General features: G+C 45.9%; 15 protein-coding genes. 8 read left to right on the forward strand and 7 right to left on the reverse strand.

Annotation, left to right across the window (positions count from 1 at the left end; all coding sequences use genetic code 11):
• Window positions 1-387: 387 nt before the first annotated feature.
• The 6 genes from H8K33_RS11040 to H8K33_RS11065 all read right to left on the reverse strand — a co-directional run bounded on the left by H8K33_RS11040 (window position 388) and on the right by H8K33_RS11065 (window position 9,855).
• Window positions 388-669, reverse strand: a complete 282-nt coding sequence (locus tag H8K33_RS11040; protein WP_186891092.1) for a hypothetical protein — start codon at window positions 667-669, stop codon at window positions 388-390.
• A 313-nt stretch (window positions 670-982) separates the two neighbouring features.
• On the reverse strand, window positions 983-1,699 hold the full coding sequence (locus H8K33_RS11045) for a hypothetical protein (RefSeq protein WP_186891093.1): 717 nt from the start codon (window positions 1,697-1,699) through the stop codon (window positions 983-985).
• Between the two features lie 295 nt (window positions 1,700-1,994).
• Window positions 1,995-2,699 (reverse strand): cytochrome c biogenesis CcdA family protein, encoded by a 705-nt coding sequence (locus tag H8K33_RS11050; RefSeq protein WP_186891094.1) that lies wholly within the window; start codon window positions 2,697-2,699, stop codon window positions 1,995-1,997.
• Window positions 2,700-2,703: 4 nt separating this feature from the next.
• A complete protein-coding gene (locus H8K33_RS11055; protein WP_186891095.1) occupies window positions 2,704-3,108 on the reverse strand; it encodes a thioredoxin family protein in 405 nt (134 codons plus the stop codon).
• Window positions 3,109-3,396: 288 nt separating this feature from the next.
• On the reverse strand, window positions 3,397-4,860 hold the full coding sequence (locus tag H8K33_RS11060; protein ID WP_186891096.1) for a glutamate synthase subunit beta: 1,464 nt from the start codon (window positions 4,858-4,860) through the stop codon (window positions 3,397-3,399).
• Window positions 4,861-5,172: 312 nt separating this feature from the next.
• On the reverse strand, window positions 5,173-9,855 hold the full coding sequence (locus tag H8K33_RS11065) for a glutamate synthase-related protein (protein ID WP_186891097.1): 4,683 nt from the start codon (window positions 9,853-9,855) through the stop codon (window positions 5,173-5,175).
• Between the two features lie 532 nt (window positions 9,856-10,387).
• Between H8K33_RS11065 and H8K33_RS11070 the strand changes: the two genes are divergently transcribed.
• From H8K33_RS11070 to H8K33_RS11095, 5 genes are all read left to right on the forward strand, one after another.
• The gene (locus H8K33_RS11070; protein WP_186891098.1) at window positions 10,388-11,068 is read left to right on the forward strand and encodes a hypothetical protein; all 681 of its coding nucleotides are present in this window, start codon (window positions 10,388-10,390) and stop codon (window positions 11,066-11,068) included.
• Between the two features lie 1,117 nt (window positions 11,069-12,185).
• Complete coding sequence (locus tag H8K33_RS11080; protein ID WP_186891100.1) at window positions 12,186-12,527, forward strand: YciI family protein; 342 nt, start codon at window positions 12,186-12,188, stop codon at window positions 12,525-12,527.
• A gap of 285 nt (window positions 12,528-12,812) precedes the next feature.
• Window positions 12,813-13,928, forward strand: coding sequence for a DUF4214 domain-containing protein (locus tag H8K33_RS11085; RefSeq protein ID WP_186891101.1), 1,116 nt, complete (start codon window positions 12,813-12,815; stop codon window positions 13,926-13,928).
• 1,242 nt (window positions 13,929-15,170) lie between these two features.
• Window positions 15,171-15,377, forward strand: a complete 207-nt coding sequence (locus tag H8K33_RS11090) for a hypothetical protein (protein WP_186891102.1) — start codon at window positions 15,171-15,173, stop codon at window positions 15,375-15,377.
• A 168-nt stretch (window positions 15,378-15,545) separates the two neighbouring features.
• Entirely contained in the window at window positions 15,546-15,932 is a 387-nt protein-coding gene (locus H8K33_RS11095) for a glutaredoxin family protein (RefSeq protein ID WP_186891103.1), read from the forward strand.
• A 90-nt stretch (window positions 15,933-16,022) separates the two neighbouring features.
• On the opposite strand, the gene H8K33_RS11100 is transcribed toward H8K33_RS11095, so the two are convergent.
• On the reverse strand, window positions 16,023-19,760 hold the full coding sequence (locus H8K33_RS11100) for a two-component regulator propeller domain-containing protein (protein ID WP_186891104.1): 3,738 nt from the start codon (window positions 19,758-19,760) through the stop codon (window positions 16,023-16,025).
• A gap of 309 nt (window positions 19,761-20,069) precedes the next feature.
• On the opposite strand from H8K33_RS11100, the gene H8K33_RS11105 reads away from it, so the two are divergent.
• The 3 genes from H8K33_RS11105 (at window position 20,070) to H8K33_RS11115 (ending at window position 22,506) form a co-directional block, all read left to right on the forward strand.
• Complete coding sequence (locus H8K33_RS11105; protein WP_186891105.1) at window positions 20,070-20,627, forward strand: DUF4256 domain-containing protein; 558 nt, start codon at window positions 20,070-20,072, stop codon at window positions 20,625-20,627.
• A gap of 104 nt (window positions 20,628-20,731) precedes the next feature.
• Window positions 20,732-21,856: an MBL fold metallo-hydrolase gene (locus tag H8K33_RS11110; protein WP_186891106.1), complete on the forward strand. Its 1,125-nt coding sequence runs from the start codon at window positions 20,732-20,734 to the stop codon at window positions 21,854-21,856.
• A 122-nt stretch (window positions 21,857-21,978) separates the two neighbouring features.
• Window positions 21,979-22,506, forward strand: coding sequence for a GNAT family N-acetyltransferase (locus H8K33_RS11115; protein ID WP_186891107.1), 528 nt, complete (start codon window positions 21,979-21,981; stop codon window positions 22,504-22,506).
• Window positions 22,507-22,604: the final 98 nt, after the last annotated feature.

Genomic DNA, 22,604 nt, shown 5'->3' on the forward strand with positions numbered 1-22,604 from the left:
ATTCAAATCAATAACAGATCGAAAAACTCTGATCAATTTAAATAGCGAATATCGCGCATAAAAAAATCTCCAACATATACGATAAAGGACAGATTGGAGGGTAATGCCGTTCAGTTAAACGAACAAGCTCATAGTTTGTCATTCCCGCGCAGACGGGAAACCAGTGACGTAACAGCTTAAAGACACTAGGTTCTCGCCTTCGCGGGAATGACAGTGCATCTTGCTGGGCTTAACTGAACATCATTACAGATTGGAGGGAAACTTTAAACAACATCGAGCTACTCAAAAAACGCTTTACCACTTCAACTCATCTCAAAAAATCAACGCGGCAAAACCGATTCGGCAACCAGAACCTTCTCGCAAACACTCTACATGGCTGAACCAATGTCAGGTTAGCGCTGATGGCAGATACCGCATGGCAAACCCCGCAACCACCAAAACAAAGCCTACGATTAAGCCGTAGCGACCGCCTAGATCAAGCGCTTCTTTGGTCAGACCATTTCTATAAGTGCCGTAAGCCATCAAAGCGTAACCAATCGCGGAAATCATTTTGCGAGGCTCTTGGACATAGAAGATGAAGTCTATAAAATTGATGATGCTGACTACGACAAAAAAAACCAAGGTGACCTTGGTACCACTGCTAATGGGAGCTTTGAAGATTGAGTTCATATTGTATTTGTAGTGAGCGCTAACGTCTTTTAAAGTTATATGTTGAAAAGTCTTGTAGGGCGGGTGCAACCCGCGCCGCCTGTCCTATGTGTTTAATTTGATCGACCGATATACCGCGCGGGTTGCACCCGCCCTACATGGCTCAAACGCCGAGCCAGATTTTTCATCGGCCTGAAATTCACCACACAAAATATTCAAACCACTCATGAGCTTTGCCATAACGCCGAATGTTGAGGTGAAATGAGCGCGCATTGCGTAGCAAAATCCAGCAATACACTCATTCGCTCGTCATTTTCGAATACCATGTTAAATTTCATTTCACTGCCATCTGATTGTCAACACAAGACATTTGCGCATTCGTTGGATTTAAATGATTTAGATGCGCGCCAAGTTTTGAAATAGCGATCGCATATCGGGGTATCGCACCTGTTGCAGTGCGATGAAAATATTCAGGGAATTTTTCAACTCTATAAGCTCCAAATTCGTGCTCTGGAATTTCTAGTGATAATTCAAACTCATCACTAGAAATTTCTTCCTTCAAGTCAGACACTGAACACGGTAGCCATGAAATAGGATCACTACTAAAGATCAACATAACCAAATCATCTTTCTTATTTTTGACTAGACTCTTTTTGGCATACCTTGGCATAATAAAATTCTGACCGTCGGTTTTAATCATCACGAGAACTGTGTTCAGTCCTTTTTCGTAGTCTCGCATCCCGAAGTGACCGCGCGTGATCAGTTCTAACTTCTGCTGAACATCACCGCCGTATACTGAAGAGCTAACTGTCGCTATAAGAGAAAATGGCGGCGGGTCAAAGTCGATACACACAACGTTTGGTTGACTACATTTAGCAGATTTGGGAGGATTCGCAAAATACGCACCTGGAGCAAGATCCGCAACAACCAAGAGCGGCTTCGCAAGTTTTTCATCAAATGTCGGCAAAACTTTTCCTGTTTGACCTTGCGAAACAGCAGGAAGCATTAGGAGCGCAATGGTAATTGGTAATGCTCTAATGAAGTAATTCATGAAATTTAACCTGAGCTAATTTGATAAGTTAAAAAGATAACCGGACATCAAAAATAAAGCAATTTGTTTCAACTCTTTGCAAACCCGCATGGAACTTGGATCAAATTGTTTATACCAACTAAAAACTAGGTTTACCCAAATCGACAAAAGATGCAGATTGCATGATTGTATTTGAGCTCCAGAAATTCGGCGAAATCAAACAATATACGGAGCAAGATCTTTCTTATTTACAAAAAAAAGGAGACAGCATCAACCGCCATCCCCATCTTAAACCTGCACCTCAAACCAATTCACATCAAAGCGAAATCGCCCAATCAGGCAAGATTTGATTAGCGTAAATTTCTAAAGTCTTATCTAAGCCCACGAGTATCACGCCGCCGAGCACGATGAGTAGATAGCCCAACACCATTTTGGCACTCGCCACCCGACTAAATAATCCTGGACGAACTCGCTTTAGCACCTGCCCCGAAACAAACGCTGCTAGCAATAAAGCAGAAGCCGTGCCGATACCAAAGGCGAACATCACTAGGAATGCCATCCCCATGTCTTGACCTATCGACGCCACAGCGATTGCCGCGCCCAAGGTTGGGCCAACGCAAGGCAACCACACTAAGCCTAGCAGCAAGCCGACGCCAAACTGTCCTAGACTATTTGAACCACTGCCAATATCCAAGCGGCTACTAAGCATCGACAAATGTTGGTTGATCCATTCGGCTAAGGGTTTGACTACCAAGATCAAGCCCACCAATACCATCAGCACGGCGGCGACAGAACGGAAGGCATCCGGGTTCAAGCCCAAATTGAGCAAGATAAAGGATAAGAAGGCACCTGCGATGGCGAATGACAAACTCAAACCAAGCGCCAAGTAAATTGGCCCTAAACGACTTTGACCAATGGCGGACGTCATCACGATCGGAACCAAAGGCCAAACACAAGGCGATAAGACACTGAGCACACCAGCCACAAAGGCGATGGTGATGGAAGCAAATTCGAGTGGCATAACATTAATTGTAGTTGTAGTCGATGGCTTTGAGGATCTCGGCAGAAATCACTTCAACACGCGTTTCAGCAACTGCGAACCAGTGTTGCTTGTTGCCGCGATACAGTAACAAAGTGGACTGACGTGGCGCTCGGAATTGACGCACGACTTCTTTGTCCTTGTCATAGTCGACCACTAGAATCGTAAATTTTTTATTGGGATTCGCAGCGCGAAATTGCTCAAATACTTTTTGCTGTTGCTTGCAAGTTGGGCACCAAGGCGCATAGATATCAATCAACACCACAGCGCCGGAGGCTTGCAATGCATCAAAACGCGCTTGCGTGTACGGCTCTTTATCTAGTGCATACGCATTGGAAAAAACGAAGAAAAGCGCGAAAGCGGAGAGGATTTTTTTGAGGAAGTTAGTCATATCGGTCTCATTGAATAGTCGAGGTCTCTAGTTAGGGATTAGATCAATACGCCTTTGTCACCTTATTGTGTTTTCAAGTGGGAAGGACTAAGCGCATTCCCGATTGGTCGGACGAGTTTCTGGATCCTTACATCCAACGCGTTTTTGATTTATTTGCGTCTTAAGCGGAAATGAATCACCCATAAAAAAACCCTCCAATACATTCACGAATGAATACATTGGAGGGAAACCTTAAACAACATGGTGCTACTCAAAAAACACTATACGACTTCAATTCATCGCAGAAAATTAACGCGGTAAAACCGATTCATCCATCAAGAACATATCGACTTCACGCGCACATTGGCGGCCTTCGCGGATCGCCCAAACGACTAAAGACTGACCACGGCGCATGTCACCTGCTGCGTAGACTTTCTCGACATTGGTTTTGTAGCAACCTTCGCCATCAGTCGTAGCGCGGGCATTGCCGCGTGCGTCTTTGTCGACACCGAAAGCGTCCAAGACTTGCGCCACTGGTGAGACAAATCCCATCGCTAACAGTACCAAATCGGCTTTCATCTCGAATTCAGAATCTGGCACTTCACTCATTTTTCCGTCTTTCCATTCGACGCGACAAGCGATCAGTTTTTCTACTTTGCCGCCCTTACCTTCTAGACGTTTAGTCGCCACCGCCCAATCGCGATCACAGCCTTCTTCGTGCGAAGAAGATGTGCGTAATTTGGTTGGCCAGTAAGGCCAAACGAGCGGCTTGTTTTCTGTTTCTGGTGGTTGTGGCATCAGTTCGAATTGAGCGACTGATTTTGCGCCGTGACGATTGGAGGTGCCGACGCAATCGGAACCTGTATCGCCACCACCAATGACCACGACATGTTTGCCACTTGCGGACAGTTGGTCTTTGATCTTGTCTCCTGCATTCACCTTATTTTGCAGCGGTAAAAAATCCATCGCAAAATGTACACCTTTGAGCTCACGACCTGGCACTGGCAAGTCGCGCGGTACTTCTGCACCACCTGCGACGATCACGGCGTCAAAATCTTTTTTCAAATCATCTGGAGAGACGGTTTCTTTTGCCCAGTTAGTAATCGTCGATGGAAAATCTTTACCGACCAAAGTACCAGTGCGGAAAGTCACGCCTTCGGCTTGCATTTGTTCTACGCGGCGGTCGATGTGCGATTTTTCCATCTTAAAATCTGGAATGCCGTAACGTAGCAAACCACCGACGCGATCATTTTTTTCGAAGACTGTCACGTCATGACCAACGCGTGCCAATTGCTGAGCCGCTGCCAAACCTGCTGGACCTGAGCCTACGATAGCGACTTTCTTACCGGTTTTGATTGCAGGGATTTGTGGCTTTACCCAACCGTTTTCCCAACCTTTATCGATGATGAAATGCTCTATCGATTTGATGCCGACTGGCAGTTCATTAATCCCGAGTGTACAAGCGGATTCGCAAGGTGCCGGGCAAATTCTTCCAGTAAATTCTGGGAAGTTATTGGTTGAATGCAGCACGTCCAAAGCTTGTTGATAATTGCCGTTGTAGGTCAAATCATTCCAGTCAGGGATGATGTTATTCACCGGGCAGCCGTTATTGCAAAACGGGATGCCGCAATCCATACAGCGTGCTGCTTGGATTTTTGCTTGACCATCATCCAAGTGCATTAAGAATTCTTTGTAATGCTTCAAACGCGCCTTAGGCGCTTCGCTCGCTTCTTGCAAGCGCTGGTATTCCATAAAACCTGTTACTTTTCCCATGATAAAACCTCAATCTAGCTAGGCGCAATGCGCACAATTAAACTTGTATAAAACCTGTCAACACAGAGATAACGAGTAACGTTCGAAGGTCTTTGAACATTCCCTCCCCTTCAAGGGGAGGGCTAGGGTGGGGATGGGTTTCGGTCGTGCAAACTTAGAACAACTCACCCAACTAAAATCCATCCCCATCCCAGCCTTCCCCTTGAAGGGGAAGGGGTGAAAACCAGTTCACCACTACTCAAACTTTCTCCTGCTTTTCTCTCTAACTCGTAAAGGCCTGCCTTTACCTCTGTGTTGAGAGGTTTTGATTCCTTAAGCCGCTTTTTCCAATTTGACGTCAGCCTGTTTCGCCGCAAACATCTCACCCAAAGCCCGTTTGTATTCGTGTGGGAATACCTTGACGAACTTGGCGCGACTACGCGCCCAGTCGTCCAACAAATTACGTGAACGCGTGCTGCCCGTGTGTTTGAAATGACGCTCAATCGAACTGCGCAAAATTGCTTCGTCGGTTTCCGCCTCACCACCGCGAGTCTTAGCATGCCATAGGGATTTAGCGACGTTTTTCTCTTGTTCATCACCCGCTAAGACAGATTCCAAACTCACCATAGACATATTGCACTTAGGTGCAAACTCACCATCGGGATCGTAGACGTAAGCGATACCGCCAGACATACCCGCTGCGAAGTTACGGCCAGTTGCGCCAAGTACCACCACCGTGCCGCCTGTCATGTATTCACAACCATGATCACCGGTGCCTTCGATCACTGCCAGCGCTCCGGAGTTACGCACTGCGAAACGCTCACCTGCCACGCCGTTAATGAAAGCTTCACCAGCAATCGCACCGTACAGAACAGTGTTACCGCAGATGATGTTATCGACTGCCCAGCCACGGAACTCGGTGTTTGGACGAATGATGATGCGACCACCTGACAAACCTTTACCGACATAATCATTACCTTCGCCGACCAAATCCAAGGTCACACCGCGCGCTAAGAATGCTCCAGCAGATTGACCTGCAGTACCTTGCAATTGAATATGGATCGTGTCATCTGGCAAACCAGCATGACCGTAACGTTTTGCGACTTCACCGGACAACATCGCACCGACTGTACGGTTCAAGTTTTTGATAGGCTGGATGAAGGAGACTTTTTCGCCGGTTTCCAACGCCAATTTGGCTTGCGCAATTAATTTGTTATCCAAGGCTTTATCGAGGCCATGATCTTGCACATCAACGTGACGCGTCGCCACATCGGCACCCGCATCGACTTGATGGAATATACGGCTGAAGTCCAAGCCCTTCGCTTTCCAGTGGGTGATCGCTTTGGATTTATCCAAAAGATCCACACGGCCAATCAATTCGTCATAAGTACGGATGCCTAATTGCGCCATGATTTGACGTGCTTCTTCGGCGACAAAGAAGAAATAATTCACGACGTATTCAGGCTTACCAGAAAACTTTTTGCGCAATTCTGGATCTTGAGTTGCCACACCAACTGGGCAAGTATTCAAATGGCACTTACGCATCATGATGCAGCCTTCTACGACCAAAGGTGCAGTAGCAAAACCGATTTCATCTGCGCCCAACATCGCCGCAATCACGACGTCACGACCTGTTTTCATTTGTCCGTCAGCTTGCACACGCACACGACCACGCAAGCCATTCAAGACCAAAGTTTGCTGGGTTTCTGACAAACCGAGTTCCCATGGTGTGCCTGCATGTTTCACCGATGACAAAGGTGAAGCACCTGTACCGCCGTCATGACCTGCGATCACGATATGATCGGACTTCGCTTTTGTCACACCAGCCGCAATCGTACCGACGCCAACTTCAGACACCAGCTTCACGGAAATCGATGCACGTGGATTGACGTTTTTCAAGTCATGAATCAACTGCGCCAAATCTTCGATCGAATAAATATCATGATGCGGAGGTGGAGAAATCAAGCCCACACCTGGCACGGAGAAACGGAGTTTCGCGATGTATTCAGACACCTTATGACCTGGCAACTGACCACCTTCACCTGGCTTCGCACCTTGCGCCATTTTGATCTGAATTTGATCAGCGGAGCTTAAGTATTCTGCCGTCACACCGAAGCGACCGGATGCGACTTGCTTAATACGTGAACGCAGAGAATCGCCTTCTTGCAAAGGAATATCAACCTCAATCTGATCTTTGCCAATCACCGACGCCATGGTTGCGCCTTGTTTGATCGGAATACCTTTCAACTCTTGTGTATAACGCGCTGGGTCTTCGCCGCCTTCACCGGTATTCGATTTGCCACCGATACGATTCATCGCTACCGCCAAAGTCGCATGCGCTTCGGTACTGATAGAACCCATGGACATCGCACCAGTCGCAAAGCGTTTAACGATTTCTTTAGCTGGCTCAACCTGATCAAGCGGAATCGCTTTGCTAGGATCAATCTTAAATTCAAACAAGCCACGCAAAGTCATGTGACGCTTGGATTGATCATTGATGATTTGAGCGTATTCTTTGTAGGAATTAAAGTTATTTGAACGTGTGGAATGCTGCAACTTCGCAATCGAATCCGGCGTCCACATATGGTCTTCACCACGGATACGGAATGCATATTCACCACCGGCATCAAGGGCATTCGCCAACACTGGATCATTGCCGAACGCGGCTGTATGCAAACGCAAGGCTTCTTCTGCAACTTCAAAAACGCCTATGCCTTCAACATTCGACGCGGTGCCTTTGAAGTATTTATCAACCAAAGATTTATTCAAACCCACGGCTTCGAAAATCTGCGCGCCGCAGTAAGACATATAAGTCGAGATACCCATTTTCGACATGACTTTATGCAAGCCTTTGCCGATTGCTTTGGTGTAGTTGTAGATGGCTTTTTCTGCGTCCACATCTTTCAATTTAGTCGCCATATCCGCGAGCGTTTGCATCGCTAAGTAAGGATGCACGGCTTCCGCGCCATAACCTGCCAGCAAGGCGAAGTGATGTGTTTCGCGTGCGGAGCCAGTTTCGACCACTAAACCTGTCGTGGTACGCAAACCCTTGCTGACTAAATGTTGATGCACCGTGGATGTCGCCAACAAGGCCGGAATCGCCACAAAGTTTGCATCCATCTTGCGATCGGTGATGATCATGATGTTGTGACCGGATTTCACCGCATCCACCACTTCTGCACAAATTGACGCCAGACGTGCTTCGATACCGTCTTTACCCCATGCGACTGGATAGCAAATATCGAGCTCGTAAGATTTAAATTTACCGCCAGTATTCGCACTGATGTTACGCAGTTTCGCGATATCCGCAAAATCCAATACTGGTTGCGAGACTTCCAAACGCATCGGTGGATTGATGTTATTCGTGTCGAGCAAATTCGGTTTTGGACCGATGAACGACACCAGCGACATCACCATCGCTTCGCGGATAGGATCGATAGGTGGATTCGTCACCTGCGCGAATAATTGTTTGAAGTAGTTATACAGTGGCTTGAGCTTGTTCGACATCACCGCTAAGGATGAATCGTTACCCATAGAACCAATTGCTTCTTCGCCCGATACCGCCATCGGCTCCATCAAGAACTTGATGTCTTCTTGGGTGTAACCGAAAGCTTGCTGTCTATCTAACAGCGAAGCCGCTTCTGGCGTATTGTCCTCTTCACCTTTGAGCGAATTAAGTTTGATACGTACAGAATTAATCCACTGCTTGTAAGGCTTGGCATTGGAATAGGTATCTTTGATTTCTTTATCGTCGATGATGCGACCAGCTTCCAAGTCGATCAAAAACATCTTACCTGGTTGCAGGCGCCATTTTTTGATGATGCGCGCTTCTGGAATCGGCAACACGCCAGATTCAGAAGCCATCACCACCAAATCATCATCAGTAATAATGTAACGTGCAGGACGCAAACCATTGCGATCCAAAGTGCCACCGATCTGACGACCATCGGTAAACGCCATCGCTGCGGGGCCATCCCATGGCTCCATCATCGCGGCGTGGTATTCGTAGAAAGCGCGACGGTTGTCATCCATCATGGTGTGATTTTCCCAAGCCTCAGGAATCATCATCATCATCGCTTGGGCGATTGGATAACCGGCCATCACCAAGAGTTCCAGCGCATTATCAAAACTTGCGGTATCAGATTGGCCTTCAAAAATCAGTGGATACAGTTTTTGCAAATCATCACCCAACACGGCTGACTTCATCACGCCTTCACGCGCACGCATCCAGTTGAAGTTACCTTTAACCGTATTGATCTCGCCGTTATGCGCAATCATGCGGTAAGGGTGAGCCAGCGGCCATTCTGGGAAAGTATTAGTAGAGAAACGCTGATGCACCAAAGCCAAAGCAGACACACAACGCTCGTCTTGCAAATCTTTGTAGTAGACACCGACCTGATCCGCCAGCAACAAACCTTTGTAGACGATGGTACGCGCCGACATCGACGGCACAAAATATTCTTTACCATGCAAGAGGTGCAAAGCCTCAATCGCATGCACTGCCGATTTACGGATCACGTAGAGCTTACGCTCCAAGGCATCGGTCACCATGATGTCAGGGCCGCGGCCGATAAAGATCTGACGAATCACTGGCTCTTTTTCACGAACAGTCGGCGACATCGGCATTTCACGATCGACTGGCACATCGCGCCAGCCCAACACCACTTGACCTTCAGCACGCACCGCACGTTCTATCTCTTGTTCACACGCCAAACGCGACGCATGTTCCTTTGGTAAAAAGATCATACCCACGCCATACTCACCAGGCGGTGGCAATTCCACGCCCTGCTTCGCCATCTCTTCGCGATAGTATTGGTCAGGAATCTGAATCAAGACACCCGCACCGTCACCCATCAAAGCATCGGCACCCACCGCACCGCGGTGATCGAGATTTTTCAGAATCAACAGACCTTGTTCAACGATGGCATGCGTCTTCTTACCCTTGATATGCGCAATAAAACCGACACCGCAGGCATCTTTTTCGTTACTTGGATCGTATAAACCTTGTACTTGCATAGTTCCCCCTGCTGTTGCATTGCTGCACTTCGTTGCCGAAGTACCTCAATCTGCTTGCTGAACAATCCCAAATAAAGTTTTGGAAATCACCCAATCGACAATAAAAAAATCAAACTTGGGCTCAAGAATAGTGCAGCGCAAAAGATTTCACAACAAGAAAAATTAGGGTCAGAGTTTATAAAAACTGGTCTTATTTTTTGGTATTTTTTATTGGGGACGGAGTAAATATATTATGCAAAGGGAGCCAATATGAAATTCGCCGTAGCGACGATGTGCAGGCGTCAAATCAAGCAAAAAGTGGTCATGGAGGAGCAAAACTAATTGAGGAAGCTCTAGTGGGTGCAAGCCACAGCGGGGACATGAAAGAGATCAAATGTGCAGGACTCTCATGTTCACTCTGTTATACCTGTTTTGATACAGGTATAACAAAAAAGAACAATAGTTGGCGCGGGTTTTGAGAGACTTGGAACTTTATTGATGAAAATTTAAGAATGTGTTAACTTCGGTTTTTCTCACTTTAAAACAAGCTTTCATGACCGACCATCGACTTTCTGCTGGAACCGACATTGCTGAAATGGCCTTGTTCGACACTGAGGCGATTCCTCGAACTCACCCATTAAACGAAAAAGGGCTTCACGAACTTGAAGCGAGTAAACATCTTATTCGACTTCCAACGGGCGCGGATGGCGGTTACCTTTTACACTTGTACATTAATGAATTTCCTCCCGAGAAGATCATGCAGTACTGCCTAACAGACGATAAGTTGACAGGCGAGTTCAGTTCTTTGGGTGGTCGCATTGCGTTTGGTGGAGTTGAATCGACCTTCCAAGAATTCAAACCAAATCCACTCATTCGCAGCGATATGGTCATCCCTGCAGGTAATTACGCTTACACAGCATATCGAACCGACATCCCCGACGAAATCGTCAACGAAGCTATCCAAGTAGCGAGTACGGCCAGAGAACGTTGGCTGGATAGAGTGCCACTAATGATTACACTAGCCACTTTCGGGATCGCCTTTGGATTCGCTGCATTTAAGAACTTCCTTGCGGCAGGGATAGTTCTAGTCTTGGGCCACGTTTCCTTCAAATTTGTTAAGAGTCTCCCAGACCAAGGCGCGCTAGCGGCACGTCGTGAAAAAGCGCAAGAAGATTTTCCAAGCATCGTCATAGAGTTGCGAGCTAACATAGCAGTTGATAGGAATCGCGAATAAGTCTTCACTTTTACATATTTGTGATGGTCGCATTCCGATCACCTATTTAACTGAAGGGCATCGCGGTTTTTGCGATGTCCCTTTCTAGTGAAACGTTCTCTGGAATAGAGAGCGGCGAGCAACGGCAAAGCAATTTTATCCACGAACTCTCCAAAATTTTGCCCGTTCAAATGCTTTACACCTGAAGCGATGATCGCCTGTCCGAATCAACGACTTGTCGTTATTCGCGCTGGTGTTCATCGCTTCACTAAATAGCATTTTTTTCGAGCTGTATAAACATACAGTTATTATGTACTATATTTGGTTACCCAAAATTACACACTAGCTCTCTATTTCCAGGGAACTAAACGTTAAACATCAGAGAACAACATGAACCATCACGCCACCATTCAATTCAATCGGCGACTTCTTGCTCTCGCGCTTACATTCAGTGCAGTCCCAGCAGTAGCAGCAACAAGCTCCATTTCATTGCAGGTCTCTGGGCAGGAAGCATCTCAAATTGCGGGCGTTGCTCAGGTAATCGAGAAGCGCTTCGATAGCTTGAAGCCCAGCATGTTTGACTCCGTTTCTGCTCAAGTTCAAGGAAGCCGAATCAAGATTCGCTTCTCAGGGTGGACCCCGACCTCTGGGCAGGTGGAGTACTTGGTTCGAACGGTTGGCCGCTTCAAGGTAACACTTCAAGGCGAACGAGATAATCCCCTTATTGTCGAATCCGATGTGGCGGATTCCCGACCATTTAATGGGCGAGGCCGCCCCGAGCTCGCAATTCGACTTAGCGACGCTGCAGCGTCTAGGGTCACTGCAAGGACGCAGAACGCTCTAGGCAAGGACGTCGTTGTCGAATGGGATGGTCGCGTCATGGTCAGGCTTCGGATTTCCGGCCCTCTCACGCGGGATATTGCTTTAAGCGCGACATCCGATGCGGACGCATTGCTTATGAGTGCAGTTCTCCGCGGCGGTCGCCTGCCAGAGGGTGCCGTTCTTACGGTGGCACCGTAGCGATGTCTAACCAATCGGCTCAGCGTCAACGTTGAGGCCGTATTTTAAGTAGACATAAATTAAATCACGATATCGCGAGGCAACGCACTCCAATCACCATCACTTATAAAAAAGCCCCATGTCTAAATACCTAATCTCCTTTCCCAGCGCAGCAATGCAAGTACCTGATCACGAATTAGCAGAAGTTGGCCGCGACGTGCATGCGGTCATCGAAGAAGCAAAAGCAGCAGGGGTGTATGTCTTCGCTGGCGGCATTGACGAAAGCATGCCACCCGTGTTGGTCGCTGCCGATGGCACGATCACTTTGGGCGGTTACCCTTGGGCGCCTATGTTAAATGGTGGTTTTACTGTGCTTGAACTAGCTACACGTGACGAGGCCATCGCTTGGGCGGCACGCATCGCTAAAGCTTGTCACTGCCAACAAGAGCTGCGCGTGTTTGGTCTCGACTCGCGAACTTGAAGGCGCAATGTACACAATGTAGCAGCTACCATCGAACAATTGCTCGCCACGCTTGATTATGGATTCGCTATAGAACACTGCCATTTAAACTTTTTTAACAATCCTGTCATCGCATTTCAAAACACCAACGTTAAATCTCTCAAGAGGTAACCGCGGATTGTCTCTCCCCTTTGAATATGAATTTTGAGTACTCAATCAATTTGAGCTACTGAGCGTGCATGCAAGCTTGGTATTTAGAATTCATTTCAGCATTATTGATTTTCGACGAGCGAGCGGAGAGTTTTTATGGCATACGTATATGGCGATGGTAGTTATTTTGATGAGAAAACTAAAGGCTTTGATTCGAATGGTTTGAGTTCGACTTTTAAAGTCCAGCGTGACATGGTGTCATTCGGAAAATTATCTGCCAATGATATGACTGATTGGTACCAACTCAATCTTGATGGCCCTGGGCATTACTCCATTCTACTATCTACGGATGTCATCAATAACTATAGCAATGCAAACGCGTGGACTGAAAATTTCAGCGGTATTCGCGTCACTGTCACAGATCGCTATGGCACACCTTTGAGTAGTGTTGATACGAGCGTCGCCAATCTAACGACAGATGGCCTGATCAGTTTTGACTATAACGGCGACTATTCGCGTGGTGATTACTTCGTCAAAGTCAGCAATTTGTCTTATGCGCCAACCGATTATGTGATTGGTTTAGAAGCGAGCAAAATGGCAGGTTTGGATGTGTATGGTAGTTACAACCATGACTATTTGCGTGGTAGTAAAGGGGATGACCATATCGAAGCCTATAGTGGTAGCGACACCATCCTCAACAGTGCGGGGAATGACTATTTCCATGGTGGCAGTGGGCTTGACTTCCTGATCATGGCTGGCGACATCGATGAGTACAATATCAGCGGTAGCCTGAATAATTTTATGATCAAAGACAAGCTTGGCGAAGAAGGCACTGATCAAGTCGTGCAAATCGAACGCTTACTGTTTGATGATTATGCATTGGCGTTCGATGTGAATGGCGCAGCAGGTCAGGCCTATCGTTTGTACCAAGCCGCCTTTGACCGCAAACCCGATTTGGAAGGACTGGGTTACTGGATCAATAAATTAGACGACGGCATGAATCTGACCAGAGTGGCGAATGAATTTTATCGCTCTGCTGAATTCCAAACGCTGTATGGAAGCTACACCAGCAATGCGAGTTTCATCACCACGCTCTATCAAAATGTCTTGCATCGTGCGCCAGATCACGGTGGCTTTGATTACTGGAACTACAAACTCAATAGCGGCGATATGTCGCGCGCTGAAGTATTGGTGAGTTTCAGTGAAAGCGCAGAAAATCAGGCGCAAATTATTGGGCAGATCCAAAGTGGGATTGAATATTTGGAGTGGTGAGCATCATCATTGGCATCAACATCTTCATCTTAGTTCTATCAAAGCACATAAACGAGACATTCCTCAATGCGGAACTTCTTTAACCGCATGCAGGAATGTTTTTTTCTTCCGTATTTTATCGATTGAATGTTCTCAAATAACCTAAGATCCTTTACGACGCAATGCTACAAGAGGCACACTTATTACAATGATTTTTGCGACAAAAATTTAACCTTAATCGAGATTTCCAATTTATTATGACTAGTGTTCAGTATCCGCACTAAGTAGTAATTCTAACTTTCCTAGCATCATCACCAATACGCCAATTCAATTTCATCGTAAATTCATCCATATCACAGAGATAATTTCCGAATAGTAGATGCCTCGAAGAATCAATATCCTTTCATTGACGAAATTAGCACAACAGCCAACTATTCGCTGTGAATGATTTTGTCGTGATGAATTATTTTACTCTTAAAAAAGGAGATTTTATGAAACGATTACTATTTGCGTTGGCATGTTCTATCGGTATTGGGATGGCGCTTTCTGCTAGCGCTGACCCTACACCAGGTCCCGGAGTAGGCTGTCAAAGAGGATGCCAAGCCGCTGCACAAGCTTGTAATAGAAAGGCAAAAACTGACGTAGAACGGAAAAAGTGTAGCGACAATTACAATGCATGCAAAGCTAATTGCTAATTTCAAATAGAAAGAAAAATGACTGTGTGATTTTTGTACATCGTATGCGATCGAAATATTGAATAAATCATCCTCAAACTATTAGGGGATGATTTTTTCTTTATCGATTAGTGAATCAATCAATTCGAAACGAAAGCACATTCACTCACTCAAGTTGGAATCAAACTTTGCTTATTTATTGAAACCTCAATTATCGCGGTCATCGCTCATCTGCTAGGTATGCATGTACAAGATATAGAAGATCTTATTCAAAGCACGGTTGCAATAAGCACGACTGCATCTGTGTATTTCCGCGGTCCAGATTTAAACTTGATCAAGATTTTTAATTGTCTATGCTTGGTGATCTGTACCTACACTAAGTAGTAACTCTAGTTCTTCCTAGCATCATCACCAATATCCCACGCCAATTTTATCGTGATTTCATCGATATCTCCGAGACATTTTCCGAATGGCAGACGTAACTCAGAACCCATATTCTTTCGTTGACGAAATTGGTACAACAGCCGTCTGATCGCTGTAAGTAATTTTCGTCGAAATGAACTATTTAATTCTTACAAAAGGAGATTTTATGAAGCGATTATTATTGGCTCTGGCGTGCTCCATCGGTATTGGAATGGCGTTTTCTGCAAGCGCAATCAATAATGGGGGCTGCTTGCAAGGTTGCGGTATGGGTAAAGCTAAGTGTCTGGCAAAAGCAAGCACACCTCAACAAAAACAATCTTGCAACACTTCGTGGGCAAACTGCACAAAGAACTGCAACAAGCATGGAAACTAGTAATACTGATAAATGACTGCGTGATTTTTGCTAATCGTATGCGATTTCAATGCAGATTAAGTCGTCCTCAAATTGCTAGGGGATGACTTAATTTTTATCGTTTATCCGGTCAAAGTGTCCGCAGATAGCAAGTAAAAATATCCTCGCCTATTCACGAATAAAAACAAAATGAAACTCCCTCACTATCTTAAACAAAGCCTCTTCTTTATCGTGACGATATTCTTCGGATTTAGCATCGGCTATGCTGTGATCAACTTAAAAGAACTGACAAAGAAATCCTACGTCGAAGGAAATTATTCTGAATTCTATGCGGGCACAAAATCTCAGATCATTTTATATGGAACGGCTACTTGCCCTTACTGCAAAGAAGCACGCAACTACTTTCACAATAAAAAGATTGCCATCGTCGATTACGATGTTGATATGCATAAAAAAGGAGAGAAAGATTTTCAGAAGCTAGGTGGGGAAATTGTGCCACTCATTCTGATTGGCAATCGTAAAATTTCTGGTTTCGATCCTGATGCAATTGATGACGCACTCAAAGCGCTAAAGTAAAACGAGCACATCAATCCCTATCGAATTAATTCCTAGGTAAAGAAGTGAACTCCCAAGGTCGAATATTTCTAAAGCTGAAATTCTTCAAAATCAAATTTGTCGATCAACCGAAAGCATAGGAAACTCAACAAAAAATATCGTACCACCAAGAGGATTTGGATAGAAACCGATTTTCCCATCCATGCGCTCTACCATTTCTTTGGCGATTGTTAACCCTAATCCTGTGCCATCTTTTGCGCGCGTATCGGAAGCATCTGCTTGTGAAAATTTTTGAAAAATTCTTTCACTGAAATTGGCAGAGATACCAGGACCACGATCAATCACTTCGATTTTAACTCGCCCTTCTGTATTAGGCGTCAAGCGTAATCTGACGTGCTCGCCTTGCGGCGAATATTTACAGGCATTGGACAAAAGATTCGCCATCACCTGAGCGAAACGATCTGGATCAACACGCAATGCTTGATTCGGAATATCGCTATCAATCAATAAGGAAACGCCCAATCGTTGCGCAAAAGCTTGATTCGATTCCAATACATCGGCAATCAAACTCGACAATGGTATTTTCTGAAAATTGAAATCCATCATATTCGCTTCAATTTTCTGCATATCCAGCAAATCATTGATTAAACGTGCCAAACGTTCTGCGTTATTTAAAGCAATTTGCCCCAACTTCGCCGCAGCAACTGGCAACTCACCAGCAACACCGCCAACCATTAATCCAAGCCCACCACGTATCGCCGTTAAAGGCGTACGCAGCTCATGACTAACGGTGGAAACAAATTGTGTCTTCATACGTTCAACCCGTTTTTGCTCTGTGATATCACGTACGATTAAAATAAATTTTCTCTGCCCTGCATCTGCAAAACCACTCAAGGATAACTCAGCCAAGAACACGCTACCGTCGGCACGCACTTGCTGCAATTCCATTTCGCTATGCCCCTTTTGGGCAAAATCTTCGCTCGCGACCCGCTCCTGCAATTGATCGCTCACATCTTCAGCGCACAATTTGGCATAAGGCATTCTCTTAATCGCATCAAGCTGCCAGCCAAACAAGGCTAAACCTGCGCGATTACACGATTCTATTGTCCAGTATTTATCGGTTGTCAAAATCGCGTCGGCTGCATTTTGTAAAATCGCTTGCATGCGTTCAGCGTTGTCTCGATTGACTTGTTGTTGCGCTACCAGCTCTTGCAGGCGCACTGCAACCAACGATTCTAATCGAGCCTGATCACGGGTTAAATGTGCAACCCGCCAGCGATAAATCACAAACAATAATCCTGCCACGACAAACAACATCAACCATCGAAACCACACGGTTTGCCAATATCTTGGTGGTATCGCGATGTTCACACTAGCGACTTTCTCACTCCAAACCCCAAGATCATTTGCTGCCTTCACCTGAAAAACATAGTCACCTGGATTCAAATTCGTATAGGTAGCGCTGCGTCGATCAGCATCAACTTCAACCCAATCACGATCAAAACCCTCCAAGCGATAAGCGTATCTGTTTTGTGCAGGATTGGTGAAATGCAGCGCGGCAAATTCAATCGAAAAAACCGACTCCTGTTGGCTAATTGTGAGCTCCTTTGGTGCGGTAACCGGCCCTGTAAGCCTCACGCCTGTAGGTGGCTTTCCAGACTTCAATGAGCGATTAAAAACGCTGATGTCGGTGATTGCTAGCTGTGGAGGTGTCGAGAAGCTACGCACTGCGGTTGGATAAACCGAGGTAATCCCTTTTGTGCCACCAAAATACAGCACGCCTTGTTTATCTCGATACGATGCGCCAGAAAAGCTATCCGACAAACCATCGCTTGCCGTGTAACGTTTTACCACACCGCTATCCGGTTCAAAGCAAATTAAACCGTTAACCGTACTAAGCCACAGCCTGCCTTGTAAGTCACTCTCAATCGCCACGATTTTCGCGGGCCCAATGCTACGGCTATCAGAAAAATGTCGAAACGAAATCCGTCCATCTTGCGATGTAATAATTTGATTTAAGCCATTCGATGCGCCAACCCAAATACGTCCTTTCGCATCTTCATGTAAAGAAGAAATATTGTCTGCGCTGATACTCGTCGGATCAGATGCATCATGCCGGAAGTGTGTGAATTTACCGGTCTTTTGATCCAGCAAATCTAAGCCACCACCAACCCATTCTGCTCCCGCCCATAAACGTCTTCTGCTATCTTGTAAAATCGTCGTCGTTCCCTTTGCACTGCGGCTGTCAGGGTCGGCAGGATCAGATAAATATTTATGATGTTTACCGGTTTTTATTTCATAACGAATCAGGCTGTTCCCTGTGCCTAGCCAAAGAACACCTTCGTCGCCGGCAGCAATCGTGTTGATGTAATCATCGGCAATGCTACCAAATTGAATCACCGTAAATTGTGCCTCGCGCCCATTGTTGTCATCCAAACGATTTAAACCAACTGAGGTACCAATCCACAACGGGCCATTTTCTTGTTTGTGCAAACTATAGACGAGATCATTGCTCAGAGATCCGCGTTGATTTTTATGCGCCCGATAATGCTTCAGCACTTTACTGCTACTTAAGTCAAACAAAGCCACGCCATTATTATTCGCAAGCCAGATCTGCCCATCCGCTGCGCCTGCAATACGACCAATCGCATTATTTGGCCGAGGATTTTGCGCATCCGCATCAAAAGGAATGATCCTTTGAAAACCTTTACTATTGAGATTGGTGATCGCGATGCCATCCGTTAACGTCGCAATCCAGAGCATGCCGCCACGATCATGTAAAACTGCGCGTACATCGTCAGACGGCAAGCTATAAGGGTCAATCGCTTGCTTGACGAATTGCTTAAACTTTTTTGTGCTGGCATCCCATCGTAGTAATCCTGCAGAAAGCGTCGCCGCCCAAACCACACCATGACGATCTGCATAAATATGATTGACTCTGCTAGCGGGTGTATCGACACGTCGCCGCGTGCTCCAATCAGTGGCGGTATGCCAGAGCACAATGCCATTTTCTGTGCCTATCCACAACATTCCTTGCGCATCGAGATAGGTAGATCGGACGATATTTAATTTGGAGTCTGGTTGATCCGCATTATCAATACGAAAATGACGAAAACTAGTTGAACCTGGTGCCAAGTAATCAATACCTGCGGGCCAAGTTCCAGCCCACACACCGCCGCGCTCATCCACTGCGATTGCATTCAAATCATTGGTCGCCAAACTGTCGGCTCGTGCCGCATCGTGTACATATAAAGTAAAACGACTTTGCAGAGGATCAAAGTGCTGCAGCCCACCCCAAGTGGCGATCCAAAAGCCCGATTTACCGTCAGATACGATGGATTTAATAATGCGTTGATTTGCCGCGCCGCTCGATGGTAGATAGCGTGTGAAATTATTTGTTTCAGCATTAAACTTTGCCAGCCCGTTTTGCGTACCAACCCAAATCTGCCCGTCACCATCTTCATACAAGGCGGATATACGGTCATGTGGCAAACTTGAGGCGTCTGTCGCTAGGCTTTGATACTTTTCAGTTTGATAGCCATTAAAGCGATACAAACCGGCATTGTTCGTCCCTATCCAGATAAATCCTTGCCGGTCTTGCAGTAAGGACAAGCTGGATAATTGCTCGGCACCCAAAGCGGTCAAGCGCTGAAAGCGCAATTCCGAGGTCGATGATGCATAGGCAGACACACAAAAGACAAGCAACATCGTGATCACGATGTAAGCCAACTTGGTTCGTTTGATCATATTTTTTAACAAACTATGCAACAAATCACCTGCGAAATGACACAGAGAATCATCAGGATTCCTGCTGTAATCCACTTTGCCAACCAGCATCTTGACTGTCAACAGGTTTCAGTTGAGCTGGCACATAGCATCACCACAAAGCAGGGAAAGCGATCTTTTTACAACAGGGGCAAAGCTTGATAGCAGGCGTATTGACAGCGCAATTGCAAAGCATTTGCTATGCATTCATTGTGTATCAAGTGAGCATAAGCTGCGTGTAAGCTGCACATAAGCTGCACATAAGCAGCACATAAGCAGCACATAAGCAGCACATAAGCAGCAATAATTGATTTAACTTTACTATAGAATAATGCGTCAATCTGCTCGCTTCCTCGCACATTCAGCATAGTCCTTCGCTAAGGTTTTATCACCATGAAAAATAAATCCGACACCAGTGCCTCATCAAACATCATCGCGATCTTGCACGAACGATTCGAGAAAAATTTTCCTCGTCATCGCGATCTACCATGGCTTTCTATTTTGAAAAAATTAGAAAAAAATCCTGACAAACTAAACAGCCTCAATGAAATGGAACGCACAGGTGGCGAACCCGACGTACTTACTTATGACGCATCGAGTGACACCTATTTGTTCTGTGATTTTTCTGCAGAAAGCCCGATCGGGCGGCGTAGTCTTTGTTATGACCGAGCAGGATTGGAATCACGCAAAGAGCATCAGCCAAGCGACAGTGCGGTCGATATGGCGGCTGCAATGGAGGTGGAGCTCATGAACGAGGAACAGTATCGAGCCTTGCAAGCATTCGGTGAATTCGACAAAAAAACTTCTAGCTGGATACGCACGCCTGAGGCAATCAGAAAACTAGGTGGTGCGCTCTTTTGTGATCGTCGCTACGGTCATGTCTTTGTGTATCACAACGGCGCGCAGTCTTATTACAGTGCACGTGGATTTCGCGCCATACTCAAACTGTAATTCATGCCCGATCGATATCTGATAAATACCGTCAATGCGCTTAGCTCAGAAAACATGACTGAATGAATTTATACTGCCAGCTCTCTCAAACTATTTGTCAATCTATGCGCAAAAGATCACCACAATCTCAACGTTCAAGCCTACTTGGTTTGGCACTTCCATTCACCTTGTTACTGTCTGCTTGTGGCCATCAAAATCAAATAAAAGTAAGCCACGCGCCTGACTACAAGCAAGTTGTCAGTGAAGACGGTCGCTACCAAAATGCTTATCCTGGTAAGAAGACATATCCATTTACTTGTGAAAAAGATTGTTATCAACAACAAGCAACACTGCAATGTCAAAGCGAAAGCCCAGCGGAACAATGTCGTTACACTGGCCCGCAGCCCGCAGTACAAATAAATAGTGGTTTCAAAGTACGTTGGTTTGGTCACGCCAGCTTTCAAATTACCACGACGGATGGTCAACAAATCTTGCTCGATCCGGTGAGCCAACAATTTGATTGGCCAGTGAATTGGGGTTTTCATTTGCTGCAAGGTTTTAGCCGTGGGCTGCCACAAGGTCTAAGTGATCAGGTTTTATCGAATGCCAACGTGGTGTTGTATTCGCATATCCACTACGATCATTTCAATAAAGCTGACATTGAAAAGATGGGCAACAAACCACAATATTTGGTTCCGCTTGGATTTGCTGATTCCTTCCCCAAAGCTGGCTATCAGATCCATGAGATGGGCTGGTACAGTCAACAAAACTTCGCATCGCTACAAATTCATGCTGTGCCCGCGCATCATTTCAGTAATCGCATTTTAGTACCACTGATTTACGAAGATTTTGCCAAGAGTTCATGGAATGGCTGGCTTTTACAGTCACACGGAAAATCCCTTTTCTTTGCGGGTGATACCGGTTATTCACAACACTTTAAAGATATTCGCCAACGTTACGGCGCCATCGATGTATGCCTATTGCCCATCGCATCTTACTATCACAAAGAAGACGGCGCCCGCTATCGCAATGTCCACACTACACCCGAAGATGCCCTCAGCGCCGCTGTCGATTTAGGTTGCAAAGTCATGATCCCTTGGGGCTATGGCAATGCCAGTTGGAAAATGGGCGATCACAGCAGTCATTCTGCTTTACAACGTTTATTGACGGTGCGCCAAAGAATTCAAGATAAGCCCGAAGGCCAGATACCATTGCTGATCTTGAATGAAGGTGAGGAAGTGAGACCTTAGGAAACGAATTTAAGTGAGTGGACGTAACCAAACAGTCGCTAGCGTTATTAAGTTCGACTAGACAGCACATTTTTACATAAGTCCTAAGTGATCAACGACCTAATTAAATTAGCACGATAAAAATGATAGAGAAAATCGTTCTACAACCTGTGACCCAAGATCACCTCAATGCTGGCATCGCAATACATTGCGATCCTGAAACGAATCGATTTAATCCTTTTGGTCCGCCAACACCAAAACGTTTTGAGCTAGCACTGCGAGATTGGATCGCACATTGGGAGGCGCATGGTTTTGGTTACTGGGCGGTTAGTTTGGTACACGAGCCGCAGCATGTAGTTGGCTTTGGCGGCATCATGGATACGACAATTGGTACGCAGATGGGCTTGAATTTGTATTTTCGTTTATCGCCAACTGCATGGGGTAAGGGTATTGGCAGCGCGATAGCCGATGCTGGCCTGCATAAGGCCTTTGTGGTGCGCCAAAGAGATGCTGTATTGGGCTTAGTCCGACCGAAAAATCTGCCTTCACGTAAAACACTGGAAAAAGCCGGTCTGCGTATGATAGGCAGAACCGACGATGTACCAGGCCAAGAACAAAGTCTGATTTATCAAATAACAGCAGAAGAATATGCACAAAAAAATCATCCCTAGTTGCAATGAAGTCGCTGGGTGAGAACTAGGTGAAATAATCACGATTGTCAATTGAGTGCAGTTTGCGCTTCCCTAAGGCACACAACAGAAAGTTCAGG

The sequence above is a fragment of the Affinundibacterium amnicola genome (assembly GCF_014284275.1).
Classification (GTDB): Bacteria; Pseudomonadota; Gammaproteobacteria; order Burkholderiales; family Burkholderiaceae_D; genus Undibacterium; species Undibacterium amnicola.